The following is a 19574-nucleotide window of genomic DNA, read 5'->3' as shown; positions in this document are numbered from 1 at the left end:
TTGTAACAGAGACGTACTTTTTATACAAAAATACTGTAAACGGTAGCGTAGTATTGATGTACTGCGCTACCGTTTTGTATTTAAACAGGTTATTATTAAAAACATTGAGAAGTAGCGATAATTAAAGAGGTCATCAATGACGACTGAAGCACTTAATAAATCTGATTTAATTGAACGGATTGCACTTAAAAACCCACACTTAGCTGAGCCTTTGGTTGAAGATGCAGTTAAGATTATGATTGATCAGATGATCGAAGCACTTTCGAGTGGTGATCGTATTGAAATTCGTGGTTTTGGTAGCTTTGCTTTACATCACCGTGAACCACGTTTAGGTCGTAATCCTAAGACAGGTAGAGCAGTTGATGTTGCGGCAAAAGCAGTTCCTCATTTCAAACCTGGTAAAGCACTTCGTGATGCGGTAAACGAATCAGCTAAATAAAAAAGAGAGGTGCAGCTTATGCGCTATGTATTAATTGCATTACTCGTTGCTATTTTTGGCTATGCTTTAGCCTTGGTTCTTCAGAATCCAGCGGAATTACAAGTAGATCTATTATTTACTCAAGTTCCTGCAATGCGTTTGGGTTTATTACTTTTGTTAACCCTAGCATTAGGAATTGTTGTTGGTTTATTGTTGGGTGTTCAGGTTTTCCGAGTGTTCCAAACAAGTTGGGAAATCAAGCGTTTACGTAAAGATATTGATCACCTTAGAAAAGAGCAGATTCAACTTGCACAACAGGCTGCTGCTGAAGCTGCTGCAAGTGTAAGGCATGAGAAAACTGTTCTAGATATTAATCCTGAAGGTCAATCTCGCACTCCACTGTAATTAAAGAATTCTAAGATTATTTATAATCTAAAAAATAGCTCTTTGTGTTAATCAAGGAGCTATTTTTTTACTAAGAAAAACCTAAATATCTTAAAGTTGCTGTTACTGCGATTGCCACTAGAATGACAACAATCAAAGAGTATCTTTTCCAAGCAAATAAAATTGCAACCGAAACGCCAATTATTTTGCTTATTCCACTAAATTCATTCTCTGTAAAAATTGTATTGAATACAGCTAGTGTAAATAAAAGAACGCAAGCTGAATCTGAAAGCATTTGTCGATGATGCTCTTTAAAAGCAATTCGATTTGCAAGGTAAATGCCAGAATATCGAATGAGATAAGTTCCGATTGATAAGATCGCAATTCCAGCAATTATATAAACAGTGTCGTATTTCATTTTGATTTTCTCCCTAGGAGTAAACCAAACATAGAAAGCAAAACTGGTAGGCCTGTCGGTAAAAAAGGAATAGAGGCTAAAGATAACCCACTGCCTAGAAATACTCTGTTTCGAGTCGTTTTATTTTTCAACAGAGGAAGTATCAATGCAAAGAGAATGGCAGGAAATGCAGCATCAATCCCGAAGGCATAAATATTTGGAATATTCTGACTTAATAAATAACCAATGATTACGCCGACTGGCCAAAGAATAGCTATACCTATTCCACACATCCAATATGCTGATTTTTTTATAGCTGGTTCTTGTTGGCTCAATCCAAACATGACACTTTCATCATTCATGATGTGACATGCAATAAAACGGAAAGCATTTTTTTCTATAAAGTCAGCAACAGATAACCCAAAGGGTAAGTGACGTAAATTGATGAGAATTCCTGTGAATGCAGCAAAAATGGGGTTTGCACCCGTTGCAATCATACCAATAAAAGTAAATTCAGCAGCACCAGCGAGAACTGTTAAAGAAAGCGCGAGTGGAATCCAAAGCGGAATATTAAAACTAGCAGCAACAGCACCTAATGAAATCCCGACGATGCCCGTAGCTACAGAGATCAAAACAATTGCTTTGATTAGGTCGTATTGTGTTTTATTAGACATATCTGATTTCTATATCAAACGAACGTACGATATAATAGTGCATTGTCATGCTGTTCGTCAAAGCGAACAATCGTTTTTTATGGTGTACTATGTCATTGCCAATTGAAATCGTTGCAAAAGGTTTGCAGAGAGAGAGACAAAAAGCTGGATTATCATTAGCAGAAGTCGCTAGACGTGCTGGTATTGCAAAATCGACTTTATCTCAGTTAGAAGCCACACAAGGAAATCCTAGTTTAGAAACCTTATGGGCATTGTGTGTAGCTTTGGACATTCCATTTGCTAAATTAATGGAAAGCAATATTGCTCAAACCCAAGTCATTCGTTTCGGCGAAGGCCCATCTGTTTCATCAGAAGTAGCACATTATCAAGCAATCTTATTAGCAAACTGTCCAACAGGTGCAAGACGTGATGTTTATATCTTGACAACTCAGCCTGGTGAGCCGCGTTGCAGTAAACCGCATCCGATTGGTAGTGTTGAGCACATTATTATTATGAAAGGTAAAGCGAAAGTCGGCTTGATTACTGAACCAATGATATTGGAGGAAGGAGATTATATTTGTTATCCTGCTGATCAAGATCATATTTTTGAAGCATTAGAATTAGATACACGTGCAATATTAATTTCCGAACAAAGATGATTTAGGTTTGATAGAAATGCTTTTTTTCATTAAGCGTGTTTTCATACTTTGTTCATTTTATTATTCACTCTATAATTAAGCCGATTTTTATGTGATGGAACTAGATTCGTGAGTATTATTGTTGCCTTAGACGCAAAAAGCCAATATGACGCCTTAACAATTGTAGAACAGCTTGATCCGTCACTTTGTCGCGTCAAAGTGGGTAAAGAATTATTTACGCATGAAGGGCCATCGGTTGTTAAAAATTTACAAGATAAAGGTTTTGAAGTATTCCTTGATTTAAAATTCCATGATATTCCAAATACGACAGCCCAAGCTGTATGTGCTGCTGCTGACTTAGGTGTGTGGATGGTCAATGTACATGCATCTGGCGGTCGTAAAATGATGGAAACCTGTGTAGAGCGTTTAAAAGCAGGTAACTATAAGACTCAACTCATTGCAGTCACAGTTTTAACTTCAATGGGTCGCGAAGATTTACGTGATATTGGTTTAGATATTGAACCAGTCGAACAAGTAAAACGTTTAGCGAAATTAACTCAAGAAAGTGGTTTAGATGGTGTTGTATGTTCAGCTCAAGAAGCAAAAATTCTACGTGACATGTTGGGTCAAGAGTTTGCATTGGTAACGCCGGGTATTCGTCCTGAAGGTTCAAATGCAGATGACCAAAAACGCATTGTCACACCTAAACAAGCAATGTTAGATGGTTCTACTCATCTAGTGATTGGTCGACCAATTACTAAGGCTGAAAATCCGACTGAAATGTTGAAATCGATTTTAGCTTCTATCTAACTCATTTGTTTTATAAAAATAGGTGGTATGAATTGCCACCTATTTTATTTGAATTGCATAGTTTTTTAGTAATTAGAAATTTAAGCTCAAAAATAAACTAATTAATAACGGTGCAAGTAACGATAAAATTAATCCACTCATCATTGCATGGGGCACATAATGCGTACCGCACGATTGTTTTACCATCGCAAGTGTAACATCCATAGAGGTGGCACCCGCACTAGAAATTGCAGAGCGAGGGAAACGCCAACCTAGGCAATACATCAATAAAATTGCAAAAATTTCTCTAAATAAATCTGTTAATAATGCAATTCCACCTAGCTTAGGTGAGTGCAATTCAGTGAATAAAATTCCAGACATTGAATACCAGCCGTAACCTTGGGCTAAGGCCATAACTTCATTTAGATGATATTGCTTAGACAAGAGTAAATAATTAAAGAGTGCTGCAAGGCAAGAGCCGATAAAAGCGGCTAGAGGTACTAAGAGAATTCTCCAGCTTAACCAGCTACGGTCAAATTGTGTAAATGCGAGTTCGATACCGATGAGAAAAATAAAAACAAGTAATAAATACCAACTGTTGAACTCAAATTGTATTTCAGATCTATTTATTAATAAGCCTAGTAGAATACCGATAACTAGCGCTAGAAAGGCTTTGGCTATATTTTTTAAAGCATTCACAAATAGGTGTAATGAAATCTTGCCTTGTACGCTTTGCCGATCAATCAATTTGTACGTCAATAAACAAACAAAGAATGAACCAATCGAGGTCGTAAAAGCAATCAAGATTGCTGGCGGAAGGATAGTTGTAGGATGATCAATATGATTGAGCGCTTGGGTCAATTCAAATGCCACACTTACTAATAGAATATAAGAAAAATAAGGAAGAATTTTAAATACAAATTGCTTTAGATTTTTAGAAAGATGGGGTGCTATAAAATAGCCTAAGCTAATCGCAATAAATATTTGGAAGATTAGAATAAATGAATGCATAAAAAAAGCAGGTTATAAATAACCTGCTTATTATGAAGAATTATTGATTAAGCTGCATTGTTTTTTGCATTCGCTGTTGTGCTCATAAAGTTATAATCAGCAACATTCACTTTGCGAGTTTCTAGCCAATATTTCCAAGTATAAGTTGGCCATAAAGAGAAGTTTTTACCATCAGCCGCTTGATACCAACTGCTGCAACCGCCAGCTTGCCAAACTGTTCCTTTCAGTTGTTCTTGTACGCGTTCATTAAACTGATCTTGTACATCATGTTTTATTTCAACAGCTTGTGTGCCGGTTTTATCTACAGTTTGAATGAGTTGTAAGATGTAATTCACTTGTGACTCGATCATGAAGATTACCGAGTTATGACCAAGAATCGTATTAGGTCCTAAGAGTTGGAATAGGTTAGGGAAGTTCTTAGTGCTTACACCATAATAACTTTCTGCACCATCTTTCCATGCTTGCTTAAGCTCGATTCCATTACGACCGATACAGTTAAAGTGCTTTAAGTAAATACGCGGGTCTGTAATAAAGCCTGTACCGTAAATCAAGCAATCAATCTGACGTTCTTGGCCATCTTTGGTGATGATTCCGTTTGCAGTCACTTCTTGGATGCCATCAGTTACCAATTCAACATTTTTACGATTAAAGGTAGGGAAGTATTTGTTTGAGATCAAAATACGTTTACAGCCCATAACAAAGTCTGGGGTTAGTTTTTTCGCCAATTCCTTGTCTTTCACTTGGAAGCGGATAAATGCTTCAGCAAGTTTTTGTCCATATTTCATAATTTGTGGTTGTACAATTGGTACAACACGTGATTCATTAGTCCAGTACAGGCGAGTGCGGTGAATTTGACGATAAATATTTGAAGCTTTAAAGAGTGATTTACTCAGTTGTGAATATTTACGTTCGTCACGCGGAATCACCCATGCTGCCGTACGTTGAAACACATAAAGTTGTTTAACATCTTTCGCAATTTCAGGGATATATTGAATAGCACTGCCCCCTGTACCAATCGATGCAACAGATTTACCTTCTAAACTATAGTCGTGATCCCATTGTGAAGAATGGAATACTTTGCCTTTAAATTTCTCTATTCCTTTAAGATGCGGAACTTGAGGAACGTGTAAAGGTCCAGAGGCAAAGATAACAAATTGAGCTTCAAGAGTTGGCTGATCTTTTAACTCTAAAGTCCAAACATTACGAGTTTCGTCGAACTCGGCATTGGTCACTTCATGATTAAACTTACAATAATCTTTTAGTTTATATTGCTCAGTAATATCTTGAATATATTCAAAAATTTCATCTGCCTCAGCGTAACGCTTTGACCAGTCTGTTTTAGGTGCAAATGAAAGTGAATACATATGTGATTGAACATCACAAGCTGCACCAGGATATTGGTTTTCACGCCATGTACCACCGACATCATTGGTCTTTTCTAAAATTACAAAATCGTTGATTTGACTTTGTAATAGTCGAATTGCCATTGCTAATCCACCAAAACCAGCACCAATAATTGCAACTTTAGTTTTTTGAATCGCATTTTGGGATACTTCACGCATAGCCTACGCCCTATATACAGCTAAATTTTGCTCAATTTTAAAGGTTTTGTTGAGATTAAATATGATTGTATAGACGCAAAACTTGATCATTTCGGCAATTCATTTGCTCGTTCTTTTGTAGTACAACATTAAAGTTTTGAGAATTGTATTTGATGAGATGAAAAGATCTATCCTCGGATTGATGTATTTGATTCAAGGCATGCGGCATGTCGGTATTGATGTGGATGCTCGCCTCGCAGATATGGGAATTCAAGCTGATGCTTTAGATCCAAGCTCTATTATTCCAGATGCAATTGAATGGGATATTTTACAGCATATTAGTCAGGATCTTCGTGCTGAACAAGGTCTGTTTATCGGTCAGCATTATGCACTCGCAGGTTATGGGCCTTTTCTCATGTTGTTGGTAACAAGTGAGAATTTACATACTGCTTTGCACAATGGTGTCCGTTTTCAGCGTTTAACTCATCTTTTCGGTTCATTGGATCTCAATATTACTGAGCATCAAATCTATTTAGATTATCAGCCTGTTCAATTGGACACTCATTTAGGTCATTTAAGAGCACAATGTGAAATTTCAGGTACTTATAAGTTTTTGCAAGATATTTTCAAGATGATGGGGCTTGAAACGCCTAAAATTAAAATTGAATTACCATTTCAAAGACCTGCTGATTTATCATTATTATCTGCATATCAAGAATATTATGGACAAGATGTCAAATTCGACTGTAAACAAGCATCGTTTATTCTGAATGATATCGAAATTTTAAAAGTAAAAATTCCTTCTGCTGATGCGATTACTTGTCGTGTTTATGAAGAAAAATGCCTACAAGACTTAGCGAACTTGCAGAAAAGTGAAAAGCAAAAACTTACTGTTGTTGAGTATGTCGAAGATTATTTAGAGCTGCAAAATGGAATCATTCCAACGATGGCAGAAACGGCATGTGCTTTACATATTCCTGAGCGTACATTAAGACATCAATTGCAGCAAATGCAGACCAGCTATAAAGAAATTCGTGAACGTCTGATCAAACAGAAAGCAATAAAATTTATAGAAGACAGTTCATATTCAATTGAACAAGTGGCAGAATTGCTTGGTTATTCTGAACCAGCAGCGTTTAATCATGCGTTCAAAAGATGGTTTGGACAGAGCCCAAGACAATATAATCGAAATAATTAAATGATTAAAAATGGTACATTATGATGTTTAAACTCTATGATAATTAAGCCTAAAATCTAATGTCTTTGAACTCAATGTTCGATATAATTTTCACCAATTAAAATTGCAATAACACCTTATGTCAAATTCTAAACCAGACTCATATAGCACTGCATTTATCCCAACATCACCTGCAGAGCGTTATGCTCAAGCACTTGATTCAGGACAATTCATGCCAGATGAAGCGCAAGCTGAGGCAGTGCAAGAGTTAGATCGAGTATGGAAAGAGTTACTCACTCGCTATAAAGCATCAAAGAAGGCATTTAGACGTTTCCGTCGTCAGACCTATCCAAAAGGTGTTTATATGTGGGGTGGTGTAGGTCGTGGGAAAACATGGCTAATGGATCAGTTCTATGATGCTGTTCCATTTCGTCGTAAAACACGTATGCATTTCCATCATTTTATGCAACATGTTCACAAAGAGTTGAACAAGTTATCTGGCCAACGCAATCCATTGGATTTGGTAGCTGATCAGATCTATAAAAATGCTGTTGTGATTTGTTTTGACGAATTCTTTGTGTCGAATGTTACCGATGCGATGATTTTAAGTGATTTATTTCAAAAGCTATTTGAGCGCGGAATTACTTTGATCGCCACATCAAATATTGCACCAGAAGGATTATATAAAAATGGTATTCACCGCGATCGTTTCTTACCAACAATTGAGCTAGTACAAAAAAACTGTACGGTTTTGAATGTTGATGCAGGTGTCGATTACCGTTTACGTGTTTTAAAGCAAGCACAATTATTTAAGTATCCATTAACCAATGATGCACAGTCTTGGTTATCTGATCGCTTTAAGGCATTGACCCAAACACAAGTTCAGTCTAATTCTCCAATTATGATTAACAATCGTATTGTAGAAACGCTTGGCCATACTGAAGATGTGTTGTGGTGTGAATTTTCTGAACTATGCTTTAAACCAAGAAGTCCAGCGGACTTTATTGAAATTGCGAATATTTACAACACCGTTTTAGTGAGTAACGTACCTCATTTAACAGATTTCTTATCCGAAGGTACGCGTCGATTTATTTATTTGGTCGATGAGTTCTATGACCGTGGTGTAAAGCTTTTACTTACCTCTGAAGACTCAATTATTGAATTATATGAAGGTTCAAAATTGGCTTTTGAGATTGAACGTACGAGATCTCGTTTACTTGAAATGCAATCGGATGATTATTTGCATTCTGAGCATCGACAAATTCAAGTCGCAAAAACTTCATAAATGAAATGGCATTCTAGGGAATGCCTTTTTTTATAAATTCCATACAGAGAAGGCTTTATTCTTGGTTGAATTTTGTTATAAATAAATGGGTTTAATGGAAATAAGTAAATTACAAACTAGAAAGGGACTTTCTCCGTATATTTGATGTTTTGTCAATAACATAAAGTTGATCTTGTCAATACTTCTAATGGAGAAAATGCTTACTATTTAGGAATGTGATATTACTATTCAGGCTAGTATAAATCAGTATACTAGGTTTCTTGTTATAAAAAGTTAGCACCATCAGGAAAGACAATGACTGTACGTATTCAACAAGGCAAGCTAGCGATTGCTAAAGAACTTTACGATTTCATCGAAAATGAAGCTTTACCAGGTTCTGGTTTAGATAGTGAAACTTACTGGAAAAACTTCGAGCAAGTCGTTGTCGACCTAAGCCCAAAGAACAAGGCGCTATTGGCTAAACGTGATGAACTTCAAGCAAAGATTGATGAATGGCATCGCAACAATAAATTCGAATTAAATGCATATAAAGCATTCTTAACAGAAATTGGCTACCTTGAACCAGAAGTTGCAGACTTTAAAGTAACGACTGAAAATGTAGATGAAGAGATTGCATTATTAGCTGGTCCGCAACTTGTTGTACCAGTACGTAATGCACGTTATTGCTTAAATGCTGCAAATGCACGTTGGGGTTCACTATACGATGCGCTTTATGGCACAGATGTAATCTCTGAAGAAAATGGCGCAGAAAAGGGTAAAGGCTATAACCCTGTTCGTGGTGACAAAGTAATTGCATTCGCTAAAGATTTCTTAAATCAAACTTTCCCATTAGCGCAAGGCTCACATGCAGATGCGACTAAATACGCTGTTGTAAATAATGGTTTAGCGGTAACACTTAAAGATGGTTCTACTACATCTTTAGCGCATGAATCTCAATTTGTTGGTTTTAATGGTGATGCTGCTAATCCAACAGAAATTGTTCTGTTGAACAATGGTTTACACGTTATCATTGATATCGATGCAAATAGCCCGATTGGCAAAACTGATGCGGCTGGTGTAAAAGATTTAACACTTGAAGCAGCAATCACAACGATTCAGGATTTAGAAGATTCTGTTGCAGCTGTAGATGCAGAAGAGAAAGTTGAAGGTTACCGTAACTGGTTAGGTTTGATGAAAGGTGATCTTCAAGAATCTATCGAGAAAAATGGTAAAACGATTACTCGTACTTTAAATAAAGACCGTACAGTTCAAAACTTAATTGGTGGTACGACAACTTTACATGGTCGTTCGCTCATGCTTCTTCGTAACGTTGGTCACTTAATGACGAATCCAGCGATCCTTGTAGAAGGTGAAGAGGTATTTGAAGGTATCATGGATGCGTTGGTAACGCCGTTACTTACAATTGCTGATATCCGTGGTCAAAACGAGAACCACAACTCTCGTAAAGGTTCTATGTATATTGTTAAGCCGAAAATGCATGGGCCTGAAGAAGTTGCTTTCGCCGTTGAATTATTTGAGCGTGCTGAACATGCACTTGGTTTACCAGCTAAAACGCTTAAAATCGGTATCATGGATGAAGAGCGTCGTACATCAGTGAACTTAAAAAACTGTATTGCTGCTGCTAAAGACCGTACCATCTTTATCAACACAGGTTTCATGGACCGTACAGGTGACGAAATCCATACATCTATGGAAGCTGCTCCAGTTGTTCGTAAAGAAGCTGTTAAAACACAAAAATGGATCGCTGCTTACGAAAATCGTAACGTTGCAATTGGTCTAGCATGTGGTTTACAAGGTAAAGCTCAAATTGGTAAAGGCATGTGGCCAAAACCAGACAGCATGAAAGATATGTTAGCAACTAAAACTGCTCATCCAAATGCTGGTGCGACTTGTGCTTGGGTTCCATCACCGACAGGTGCAGTACTTCATGCATTGCATTATCATCAAATCAACGTTAAAGCACGTCAAGATGTATTAGCTGCTGAAGATATGTTGACACTTGATGACTTGTTAACACCTCCATTTGCACCTGAAACAAACTGGACTGCTGAAGAGTTGAACAATGAGCTTGAAAATAACTGTCAAGGTATCTTGGGTTATGTAGTTCGTTGGGTTGACCTTGGTGTAGGTTGTTCTAAGGTTCCAGACATTAATAATGTTGGTTTAATGGAAGATCGTGCAACTTTACGTATATCTTCACAACACGTTGCTAACTGGTTACGTCACGGTATCGTCACGCGTGCGCAAGTTGAAGAAGTACTTAAGCGTATGGCTGTAATTGTTGATCAGCAAAATGCGAATGATCCACTTTATACACCAATGGCGCCAAACTTTGATGGTATTGCATTCCAAGCTGCTTCTGACTTGATTTTCAAGGGTGCTGAGCAACCTTCTGGTTATACAGAGCCATTGTTACACGCTGCTCGTTTAAAACTTAAAGGTTATACAGGTGATTAAGTTCATTTTATAGGCTGATAAGAGGTACCTAGTCGATAGGTACCTTTTTTTATAAATAGAGGAAAAAATGTATTTTTGGAACACAAAAAAATTAATTGATGATTTAAGAAATGACCGTTTAAGTGAGCAGAATTATAAAAACTACTATTTGGTAAGTAGTGTATTTATGGTCATCATCATGTTTGCTATGCGTTTGAATCCAATTGTTGATATTGGCCCAAGCCTGATTAATGCTTTTCAAAGTATTGTAATACTGATTGTTGGTACAAATTTCTGTTTTAAAGCTAATGGGGGAAATCAGGGTAAACAATTTTTAAATCGACTTATTTGTATTTTTTTACCGATTGGTGTGAAATTCTTTGTAGCCTACTTATTGGTTCTTATTTTTATTATCCTTGGTTTTGTCATCTCGGCTAGATTTATTGAACCCTCAATAATTCCAGTTTTGATTGAACCCTATAAAAATTGGGTTAATTTTTTCATCTCAATTGTGATTCAGGTGATCATGTATTGGCGTTTTTGTATTGCACTCAAAGCAATTAACCGTATAGAGAATTAAGTCGTAGAAGTAGGATTAAACATCTTACTCATAAAATTTTTGCTATAATCTATTTTGATTTTTATCATTTAGTCGAATCAATAACGATGTCACATATTTTAAAATTAGATGCTCTCAAAGAAGCGCAAGTTTCAACTTCACCATATCCTTATTTTGTAGTTGAAAACTCAATTGTAGATGAGGAAGTTAAGGCGGTAATTCAAGATTTCCCTAAGATCGAGCAGGGTGGAAGTTATAACCTTGCAGATGTAGAGTTAAAGCCAAATTTTGACCGTTTTCTAAAATCATTAGATTCTAAAGAATTTCGTCAAATTCTGACAGATAAGTTTGATGTGGATGTTATGGAACATCCAATGATGATTACTTTACGTGGCTATTCACGTCAAAAAGATGGTCGTATTCATTCAGATTCAAAAACCAAGCTTCTTACAATTTTGATTTATTTGAATGAATCTTGGGATGCTCCAACAGGTCGCTTACGTATTCTTAATAATGAAAAGAATATGGATGATTATGTTGAAGAAATAAATGCTGGCCCCGGGACTTTAGTTGCTTTTAAAGTAACAGATAATGGTTGGCATGGTTATGTACCTTATGAAGGACAACGTCAATCAATCCAAATTAACTTTTTAACCAGTGACAAAGCAAATGCTAAACATCGTTTTGTGCATGGATTAAGCGCGAAGATGAAAAAGTTATTTGGATAATTAGAGAATATATGAAAAGGAGGGCAACCTCCTTTTTATTTTTAAATCTGAGCTAAACGACATAATACATGTGTGCAAACTATAAACCATTAACCATCGAACAGTCTAAGCAACTCGAATTGCCACTGATTCCATTTGAATATGCAGAGGAAGTTTATCCTAGCTATAAAACGCCTTTGTTATTTAAATCTGATCATGGTTTGGAGTGGCGTGAAGTGTTGTTTGGATTGGTACCGAAATGGTCAGAAGATATCAATATTTCAAAGCATACCTATAATGCTAGACATGAGACAATTTTTCAAAAGCCAAGTTTTCAGGATGCTGCTTACAAATGCAAATTTGGTGTAATTCCAGTTTCGGAATTCTATGAAAGCAAGTATATCGAAAATAAGCCGCAACGCTGGGGTGTTCGACGCAAAGATTGTAAAGCTTTTTATATCGCAGCACTCTATGAAATTCGTAAGTTAAATGATCAAATTATCCGCTCAGCGGCGATGCTTACGATGGATGCAATTGATCATCCGATGATGAAAGATTTTCATGAACCAGGTGATGTAAAAAGATCAGTCGTTGTGATACCTGACACACGTTTGGATGATTGGTTGAGTTTAAAGCAACCGTATCAACTTAATGAGCATATGAAAGGTTTTCCTGTTGAAGAGTTCGAGTGTTCACATGTACCAAAAGCAAGAATTGAAAAGATCACACCGCAATTGAATATGTTTGATTAAATGAAGATTATTTCAAATAAAAAAAGCTTCTTTAAAGAAGCTTTTTTTATTATGTTTAAATGGCTTAGCGAGCAAGGTTTTTAAACATATGGCGTAAAATTTCCATCGTTTTTTCAATTTGTAATGGTGTTAAACCATCAAAAGACTGCTCTAGGATGACAGAGGTTAGATCATTGATCTTCACAATCATTTCTTGACCTTTTTCTGTTAAGTGGACACGAGTAATACGCCCATCTTCCTTACACGAATAAGTCTCGATATAGCCTTCATCTTTCAAACGATAAACGATTTTTGTCGTTGTCGACATTTTGGAAATTACCATATCTGAAAGTTCAGAAACACTTGCATGAGGTTTTACGTTCAATGCAAGTAAAATACGGCGGCGAGAATTGTCTAAACCATACTTCTTAAGTACGTTATCGATGTTTTGGACGTACTGAGCATTTACTTGAGAAATCCAGTAAAAAGGGAAGTCTTCTAAGTTAAATGATTCGGCTGTAGGTAAAAAACGCGCATATTTTTTAGGCATCTACATATTTCCTATGCTTGTTACGGTGAACTAGAAAACCTAGCTCTTAGATTCCATGAAATGTCTATAATACCTGTTAGAAAAGACAATAAAACTTGAATTTTCTACCATTCCATTTATAACAAATCTTCCTTAAAGAAGCTCTATTGCTATCTTTATTATGTATAAGTAAATTATCGAAAAAACATATAAAAATGTTATTTATGATGATTTTACCTATGCATTTGCCCCCAATGGTGTACCTTAAGTTTTGCATCTTAGCTACTGTTCGGAACAAGTGTATTGTAGAAAATAAATACAAATTATGACGTGACTTTTTTATAAAAAAATTCTGTCTCAAATGTCATAAAAAAATTAAATAAATTCATTCATAAAATAAATGGTAGTGAATACAGCACTTTGGTTTAAACGGTTGGTTAAAAAGTGGCTTGTTAAACTTCATTTATAAGATGAATAAATACATTCTTTATCACATTTTTAGGAGTTTTTTTAACAATTAAAAGTTTCAAAATTATACGAGTGTAGTTTTATTAACCAATTTTTAGTTATTTTAATGAATATCTTATAAATCATAAATTTGCTTAAACAAGAAATTTCATACCTCAATTTCTTCAATAAAAAAGCGCATCTAAACAGGATTACAGGTTTAGATGCGCAAAGCGTAAAACTTTATGGTGAATCAAAACTAAATCGCTAATTCCTTTTCTAATAGTGGCCATAGCTTATGATGAGACTTTTTGAACATCGCCATGTGTCCGATTTGCTTATATCCATATTTGTGAGGGTTGAGTTCAATAAATTTTGTCTGGGCATTCGGATATAAGCGTAAAAGATCTTGTACATTGGTTTCTGTTGCAATCTCGTCATCTGTTGCCCAGAAAGATGTGATTGGAATTTGAATTTCTTGATGATAGTCATCAAAAATATTTTTTCCAATCGCATTCATTACATAACCGGGTTTACTACAAAATTCGGCCCATTGTTTTGCAACATTTTTAGGTAGGTTTTCACCCATTCCGATGAATTGGGTGGCACCATATCCTTTTACCAAACTAGAAATTGGAAAGATCACGTTAAACATCAATGGTGCAAGGTATTTCGTCTTACCTTTTAGCCCTTTGACATGTCCAGTTGATCCAGCGATTGCGAGGACTTTGGCAACTTTGTTGTAATGTGGATTGATTCCAAGTAATTGTCCACCCGCACTGTGTCCAATGATAATGACCTTTTCCGATTGTGTTCGATTTAAAAGTACTTCAATCGCAGCAGGGATGTCTAATTGCCCCCAATCATTAATACTTGCATTCGAGTCTTTTAATTTTCCATGTAGGGACTGTCCAATACCACGAAAGTCAAAACTTAATACATTGTAGCCTTGCTGATTTAACCATTCGGCAAAAGCATGATAAAAGTTTTTTGTGATTCCAGTTGCAGGGCAAATCAAAATAGGAAATTCTTTGGTAGATTTTTCCGTTGGGTAATACTGTGCAGCAAGTTGGTAGCCATCTTTACAGCTAATCCATAGAGATTCAAAGGTATTCATCAAGCAATACTCTTGTGTTTTTATTTTTCTACTGTACATCAGTTCCAAAAAGAAACTTGATTATTTAATGACTAAAAAGTCAAAAATTATGTAATATACCGTTTTAAAAAAAGAAACATGTAGGATACGAGATGTTGGTTTTAACAACTGCAACCGAATTGGCAATTGTTTTTAGTGGGATCTTTCTTTGGGTTGGAATGATTACTGGCGTCTGGAAATACTATCAAATTCGAAATTCTGCTCTGGCACGAGCACATTACTATGTTGACATTGCTCATCGCAGTAGTCTTTTATACGCAGCAGCAAGTTTGATTTTAGCTGTACTGAGCTCTTTTACGATTCTATCAAATGAATTAAGTCTGTTCTGTGTGGTTGCCAATCTTTTCTTTTTCTCAATGTCGATTTTAATTTATATCGTTCATGGGTGTTTAAAAGATACAACTAACCAATTTAAACAGCCACATCAATTAGGAAAATGGACGCTTCCGGGCTGGTGTATGACAATTATGATGTTAGGTTTAATTGTAGTAGAGCTGGGTGCTACAGGGGTTTTATTGTTTGGAACTATTTTTAGTTTTTGGAATTAAAAAATGGATGATTACTCATCCATTTTCCCTACAGAAACTTTTTGGCGCTGGGCGCTCATCTGTCGAAACTTACGATCGACAATCCCCCACGTACAAAAGGCAACAGAAACAATCAGCGCATAAGCAAAATATTCAGGTTTGAGATTACCTTTAATTGTGCCTTGAAATAACAACGTGGCCATCAGTGCTAGCGGTGTTATTGCATATACGATTGAATCGTTAGCCTTCAGAGTGTTAATGAAGACTTGCTTGTTGAAATGTAATGATAACATCTCCATCCCTCCTTGTGTCGTGATGACAAAAACCAAATCATTTTTGTCAGAATTATTCTTAAAGTTGTACTGCTAATTTCTAAGTATTTCAATAGGTATGCTGACTATTTTTTAAATAAATTTATGAATGTATTGATTTCTATAGTGTTTAACTATTTTTTTAGTGAATTTATGCTATTTTTATTTTAAATATAATGCAGAAATTTTACATTTTGAAAAGTTTAGTAAAGATCGGATTCTAGCTAATTTCTGCTTAAAAACTTAAATTGTGCTTAAAAGACTAAAATAAAAAAAAGATTTGTCGTAAACAAAAAATGAACATTGGGTAAAAGAACATCTTTTGTATAGCTAAAATCATGTTTGGGTAAAACATTATTTTAACGACAAATCATTTTAACTTTTTTGTTTAATCGCTCGATCAATCACAATCGAAATAAACAAAACAGCCAGTGAAGGTAATAACCAAGCGAGGTTTTGTTCATTCAATGGTAAATGGGCAATAAATTGTGGTAATTGCTCAGTGAAACCAGCTGCTTTAATCGCCTCGATGATACCGAATAGAAAAGCGACAGCAGTAACTGAACCAACAACTAATGATGGTTTATTCCAACGTTTCCAGAAAAAGCTCAACATGATCACGACAATCGCTGGAGGATAGATTGCACTAAGGACAGGTACTGAAACTGCAATCAATTTAGTCAAACCTAAGTTTGAGATTACTAAAGAGAAGCCGATTAGAATGAAAACGAGAAGTTTATAAGGTAAGCCTGTAAGTTCAGTAAAATATTCAGCACATGCGCAAGTTAAACCAATTGCTGTAACCATACATGCAAGAAAGATTAGACCTGTGAGGAATAGCGAACCTAAATCACCAAATGCATGTTGTACATAAGCATGTAGGATGATTGCACCGTTGTCAGCATTTGCTGCAACTTCATGACTTCCTAAGCCAAGTTTAAATAAACTGATATAAACAAGTGTTAAACCAACGCCTGCAATCAAACTGGCGATAATTGCGTACTTCGTGATCAGTTTCGAGTCAGTGACACCGCGTGATTGAATAGCTTGGATAATGACAATACCAAATACCAATGCGCCCAAAGTATCCATGGTTAGATAACCATTTACGAAGCCTTCTGAAACTGGACTTGAAACATACTTGTTAATTGGCGGTGAGATGTAGCCCGTTGGAATCACAATTGCAGCAATACCAAGTATTGCAAGTGCAAATATTTTTAAAGGGGCAAGTACGTGACCGACTGTATCTAAAAGTTTGTTTGGATATAAAGAAACAGCTGTTACTAAAGCAAAATAAATAACGCTATAGATAAATAAACTGCTACTAGATGTTCCGAAATAGGGTGCAAAACCAATTTCATAAGAAACCGTTGCTGTTCGAGGTGTGGCAAAGAGTGGACCAACAGACAAATAACAAACGATAGTGAGCAATAAACTTGCGAAACGACCTAAGGGGGAGCTGATAATTTCAATAGAGCCTTGCATTCTCGACAAAGCCATAATCGTAATGACTGGTAGACCTACTGCGGTGATCAAAAATCCAAATGCAGCTAGCCATACGTGCTCACCAGCTTGTTGAGCAACAATGGGAGGAAAAATAATATTACCCGCACCAATAAAAAGTGCGAAGGTCATAAAACCTAAAGCAATAATATCTCCTGTACGAAGATGGTTCATAAAACAGGGAGGAATAAAATAAAAGTGCGAATTCTAGAACATAAATGTAGTCATTTGAAACTAATTTTATGTGAAAATTGGTTTATTTTTGACTAAAAAGAAATTATTAAAATCATAGGATTAGCATTGGTAAACTTAATTTGTTGAAAAGGTTTTAAAACTTAAAAAATGGGAGTTTTTATACTTTTTTCCTATCCCCATAGTCGGAATTAAATGTAAAATAGTGATTAGATTCAATTCTGAAAGGATTGAACAATTTATAGCTAAAGCGTACAACTATTGATAAACGCTAAATAGAACAGATATAGATATATGATCTATATTTTTATTTTTGATTTTTTAAATAAGGAATATCTCGAATGAGAGCTTCTACTGTGACCATCAAAACGGAACAAGACATTGAGAAACTTCGTATCTCAGGGCGTTTAGCGGCACAAGTTTTAGAAATGATAGGACCTTATATAAAGCCGGGCGTCAGTACGGAGTATTTAGACGACATTTGTAATGATTATATTGTAAATACATTGCAAGTTATTCCTGCAAATGTTGGATATCACGGCTTTACCAAAACGACCTGCATTTCTGTAAATGAAGAAGTTTGTCATGCCATTCCTTCAGCAAAAAAGATTTTGCAAGAGGGTGACATTTTAAATATTGACGTTGCCGTTATTAAAGATGGCTATTTCGGTGATACAAGTCGAATGTATTTTGTAGGTCAAGTTAGCCCTGAGGCTAAAAAACTTGTGAATACAACTTATGAAGCAATGCTAGCAGGGATTCGTACAGTAAAGCCAGGCGCGACATTGGGTGATATTGGATTTGCCATTCAATCCGTTGCACATCGTGAAGGTTATAGTATTGTTCGTGAATACTGTGGGCATGGAATTGGCCGTGTTTATCACGAGCAACCGAATATTCTGCATTATGGTCAAAAAGGTCAAGGCATGGTTTTGAAAAAAGGTATGGTCTTTACGATTGAACCTATGGTGAATGCAGGTAAACCATACGTAAAAGAGCTAAATGATGGATGGACTGTTGTTACACAAGATAAGTCCCTATCAGCTCAATGGGAGCATATGGTTGCGGTGACAGATGATGGCTTTGAATTATTAACGCCATGGCCTGAGGGAACTGGCGATTACCCAGCTATTTCTTGATGAAAAAACGAAAGGCTCGATATCAATCGGGCCTTTTTTTGGTAGAGCACAATGTCAGTTGTTCGACAAGATAATCAATAAATACACGAACTGCAGGTAATAAGCCACGTCGTGATGGATAGACAGCATGGAAAATACCATGTGGCGCAGTCCATTCAGGTAGAACCTTAACCAGTTGACCTGTTTTAATGAAGTCTTGAGCAATACTGTCTGGAAGTAGGGCAATACCACAATTTTGACTGGCCAATTCTGCAAGCATTAATAAATTTGAACCCATGATAACGGGATTAACTTTAATTTTCTTTTGTTGATGATCAGGACCTGTGAGTAAGAAGTTTTGATCTAGATGCTCTTCTGCCATGCTAATGATGCGATGTTCACTTAGTTGTTCTGGTGTAGACAAATGACCAAACTCATTTAAATACGCTTGACTTGCGAAGAGACGCTGTTCGATTGCTTCAAATTGTCTTAAAACAAGGTTTGGATCGTCGTCTAATTTCGAGCGAACGCGTAAAGCGAGATCAATTCCTTCATTGATGACATCAACACGACGATTACTGACCATCATCTGAACACGAACTTCAGGATATTTTTTAAGGAATGCTGGCAATATTTTTGCCATTTGGTTTTGAGCGATATCGACAGGTACGCTAACTTTGATCACACCGCGAGGTTCACTACTTAAGTGGTTGACTACGTCGTGGGCTGCCTGAGCTGCATTCATCATCACTTGCGCATGACGATAAACATCCATACCAATATCAGTTACAGCAAAATGACGCGAACTGCGTTGGATCAGACGAACACCGAGTTGTTCTTCAAGATTATAAACTCTGCGGCTTAATTTAGATTTTGGAATATCTGTTGCTCGTTCAGCTGCACTGAAACCACCATGCTCAACAACGAGCGCAAAACAATAAAAATCATCTAAATCCGTCAACATTATTCAATTCCATTTCTGCAACATTTTTTATTTTATATATTTATCGTTGCAAAAATAAGAGCTTATTCGATATTTTTTGTATTGGTAAAATACTTCTATAA

Annotated in this window: 21 protein-coding genes; 12 read left to right on the top strand and 9 right to left on the bottom strand. The window is 36.1% G+C overall.

What is annotated here, in order from left to right; genetic code table 11:
• The first annotated feature begins 136 nt into the window (after nucleotides 1-136).
• Nucleotides 137-439 (top strand): integration host factor subunit beta, encoded by a 303-nt coding sequence (locus ACF8D3_RS08130; protein ID WP_004879864.1) that lies wholly within the window; start codon nucleotides 137-139, stop codon nucleotides 437-439.
• An 18-nt stretch (nucleotides 440-457) separates the two neighbouring features.
• Nucleotides 458-823 (top strand): lipopolysaccharide assembly protein LapA domain-containing protein, encoded by a 366-nt coding sequence (locus ACF8D3_RS08125; RefSeq protein ID WP_004879862.1) that lies wholly within the window; start codon nucleotides 458-460, stop codon nucleotides 821-823.
• Nucleotides 824-893: 70 nt separating this feature from the next.
• Here the strand turns inward: ACF8D3_RS08125 and ACF8D3_RS08120 are convergent, their stop codons facing one another.
• Complete coding sequence (locus tag ACF8D3_RS08120) at nucleotides 894-1220, bottom strand: AzlD domain-containing protein (RefSeq protein ID WP_392471030.1); 327 nt, start codon at nucleotides 1218-1220, stop codon at nucleotides 894-896.
• Nucleotides 1217-1873, bottom strand: coding sequence for an AzlC family ABC transporter permease (locus ACF8D3_RS08115; RefSeq protein ID WP_392471029.1), 657 nt, complete (start codon nucleotides 1871-1873; stop codon nucleotides 1217-1219). Before ACF8D3_RS08115 ends, ACF8D3_RS08120 begins: the two co-directional genes overlap by 4 nt.
• Nucleotides 1874-1962: 89 nt before the next feature.
• Between ACF8D3_RS08115 and ACF8D3_RS08110 the strand changes: the two genes are divergently transcribed.
• Nucleotides 1963-2511, top strand: a complete 549-nt coding sequence (locus ACF8D3_RS08110; protein WP_392471027.1) for a helix-turn-helix domain-containing protein — start codon at nucleotides 1963-1965, stop codon at nucleotides 2509-2511.
• A 108-nt stretch (nucleotides 2512-2619) separates the two neighbouring features.
• On the top strand, nucleotides 2620-3300 hold the full coding sequence (pyrF, locus tag ACF8D3_RS08105; protein ID WP_278595154.1) for an orotidine-5'-phosphate decarboxylase: 681 nt from the start codon (nucleotides 2620-2622) through the stop codon (nucleotides 3298-3300).
• Nucleotides 3301-3372: 72 nt separating this feature from the next.
• On the opposite strand, the gene ACF8D3_RS08100 is transcribed toward pyrF, so the two are convergent.
• Both ACF8D3_RS08100 and ACF8D3_RS08095 read right to left on the bottom strand, forming a co-directional pair.
• Nucleotides 3373-4290, bottom strand: a complete 918-nt coding sequence (locus tag ACF8D3_RS08100) for a lysine exporter LysO family protein (RefSeq protein WP_392471025.1) — start codon at nucleotides 4288-4290, stop codon at nucleotides 3373-3375.
• A gap of 47 nt (nucleotides 4291-4337) precedes the next feature.
• On the bottom strand, nucleotides 4338-5852 hold the full coding sequence (locus ACF8D3_RS08095; protein ID WP_392471023.1) for a flavin-containing monooxygenase: 1515 nt from the start codon (nucleotides 5850-5852) through the stop codon (nucleotides 4338-4340).
• Between the two features lie 157 nt (nucleotides 5853-6009).
• Between ACF8D3_RS08095 and ACF8D3_RS08090 the strand changes: the two genes are divergently transcribed.
• From ACF8D3_RS08090 to ACF8D3_RS08065, 6 genes are all read left to right on the top strand, one after another.
• Entirely contained in the window at nucleotides 6010-7029 is a 1020-nt protein-coding gene (locus ACF8D3_RS08090) for an AraC family transcriptional regulator (protein ID WP_026094098.1), read from the top strand.
• 118 nt (nucleotides 7030-7147) lie between these two features.
• A complete protein-coding gene (gene zapE / locus ACF8D3_RS08085; protein ID WP_004879846.1) occupies nucleotides 7148-8293 on the top strand; it encodes a cell division protein ZapE in 1146 nt (381 codons plus the stop codon).
• A 294-nt stretch (nucleotides 8294-8587) separates the two neighbouring features.
• On the top strand, nucleotides 8588-10750 hold the full coding sequence (locus tag ACF8D3_RS08080) for a malate synthase G (protein WP_392471022.1): 2163 nt from the start codon (nucleotides 8588-8590) through the stop codon (nucleotides 10748-10750).
• A 67-nt stretch (nucleotides 10751-10817) separates the two neighbouring features.
• Nucleotides 10818-11309, top strand: coding sequence for a hypothetical protein (locus tag ACF8D3_RS08075; protein WP_392471020.1), 492 nt, complete (start codon nucleotides 10818-10820; stop codon nucleotides 11307-11309).
• An 86-nt stretch (nucleotides 11310-11395) separates the two neighbouring features.
• Nucleotides 11396-12016, top strand: a complete 621-nt coding sequence (locus ACF8D3_RS08070; RefSeq protein WP_392471019.1) for a 2OG-Fe(II) oxygenase — start codon at nucleotides 11396-11398, stop codon at nucleotides 12014-12016.
• Between the two features lie 68 nt (nucleotides 12017-12084).
• Nucleotides 12085-12747, top strand: coding sequence for an SOS response-associated peptidase family protein (locus ACF8D3_RS08065; protein ID WP_392471018.1), 663 nt, complete (start codon nucleotides 12085-12087; stop codon nucleotides 12745-12747).
• A 64-nt stretch (nucleotides 12748-12811) separates the two neighbouring features.
• On the opposite strand, the gene ACF8D3_RS08060 is transcribed toward ACF8D3_RS08065, so the two are convergent.
• Nucleotides 12812-13276, bottom strand: coding sequence for a MarR family winged helix-turn-helix transcriptional regulator (locus tag ACF8D3_RS08060; RefSeq protein ID WP_004879839.1), 465 nt, complete (start codon nucleotides 13274-13276; stop codon nucleotides 12812-12814).
• A 685-nt stretch (nucleotides 13277-13961) separates the two neighbouring features.
• Complete coding sequence (locus ACF8D3_RS08055; RefSeq protein ID WP_392471017.1) at nucleotides 13962-14819, bottom strand: alpha/beta fold hydrolase; 858 nt, start codon at nucleotides 14817-14819, stop codon at nucleotides 13962-13964.
• Nucleotides 14820-14950: 131 nt separating this feature from the next.
• Between ACF8D3_RS08055 and ACF8D3_RS08050 the strand changes: the two genes are divergently transcribed.
• Nucleotides 14951-15406: a hypothetical protein gene (locus ACF8D3_RS08050; RefSeq protein ID WP_392471016.1), complete on the top strand. Its 456-nt coding sequence runs from the start codon at nucleotides 14951-14953 to the stop codon at nucleotides 15404-15406.
• A gap of 11 nt (nucleotides 15407-15417) precedes the next feature.
• Here ACF8D3_RS08050 and ACF8D3_RS08045 read toward each other — a convergent pair whose 3' ends face one another.
• Nucleotides 15418-15678 (bottom strand): hypothetical protein, encoded by a 261-nt coding sequence (locus ACF8D3_RS08045; protein ID WP_004879833.1) that lies wholly within the window; start codon nucleotides 15676-15678, stop codon nucleotides 15418-15420.
• A 393-nt stretch (nucleotides 15679-16071) separates the two neighbouring features.
• Nucleotides 16072-17373: a branched-chain amino acid transport system II carrier protein gene (brnQ, locus tag ACF8D3_RS08040; protein ID WP_004879832.1), complete on the bottom strand. Its 1302-nt coding sequence runs from the start codon at nucleotides 17371-17373 to the stop codon at nucleotides 16072-16074.
• Nucleotides 17374-17732: 359 nt separating this feature from the next.
• Between brnQ and map the strand changes: the two genes are divergently transcribed.
• Complete coding sequence (gene map / locus ACF8D3_RS08035; RefSeq protein WP_061391974.1) at nucleotides 17733-18530, top strand: type I methionyl aminopeptidase; 798 nt, start codon at nucleotides 17733-17735, stop codon at nucleotides 18528-18530.
• A 22-nt stretch (nucleotides 18531-18552) separates the two neighbouring features.
• Here map and ACF8D3_RS08030 read toward each other — a convergent pair whose 3' ends face one another.
• The gene (locus ACF8D3_RS08030; protein ID WP_007483447.1) at nucleotides 18553-19473 is read right to left on the bottom strand and encodes a LysR family transcriptional regulator; all 921 of its coding nucleotides are present in this window, start codon (nucleotides 19471-19473) and stop codon (nucleotides 18553-18555) included.
• Between the last annotated feature and the right edge of the window lie 101 nt (nucleotides 19474-19574).

Origin of the sequence: Acinetobacter sp. YQ_14 (genome assembly GCF_043102985.1) — a bacterium.
GTDB classification, from domain to species: Bacteria; Pseudomonadota; Gammaproteobacteria; order Pseudomonadales; family Moraxellaceae; genus Acinetobacter; species Acinetobacter venetianus.
Note: the sequence above shows the minus strand (reverse complement) of the source record. Positions and strands in the feature narration are given on the sequence as shown.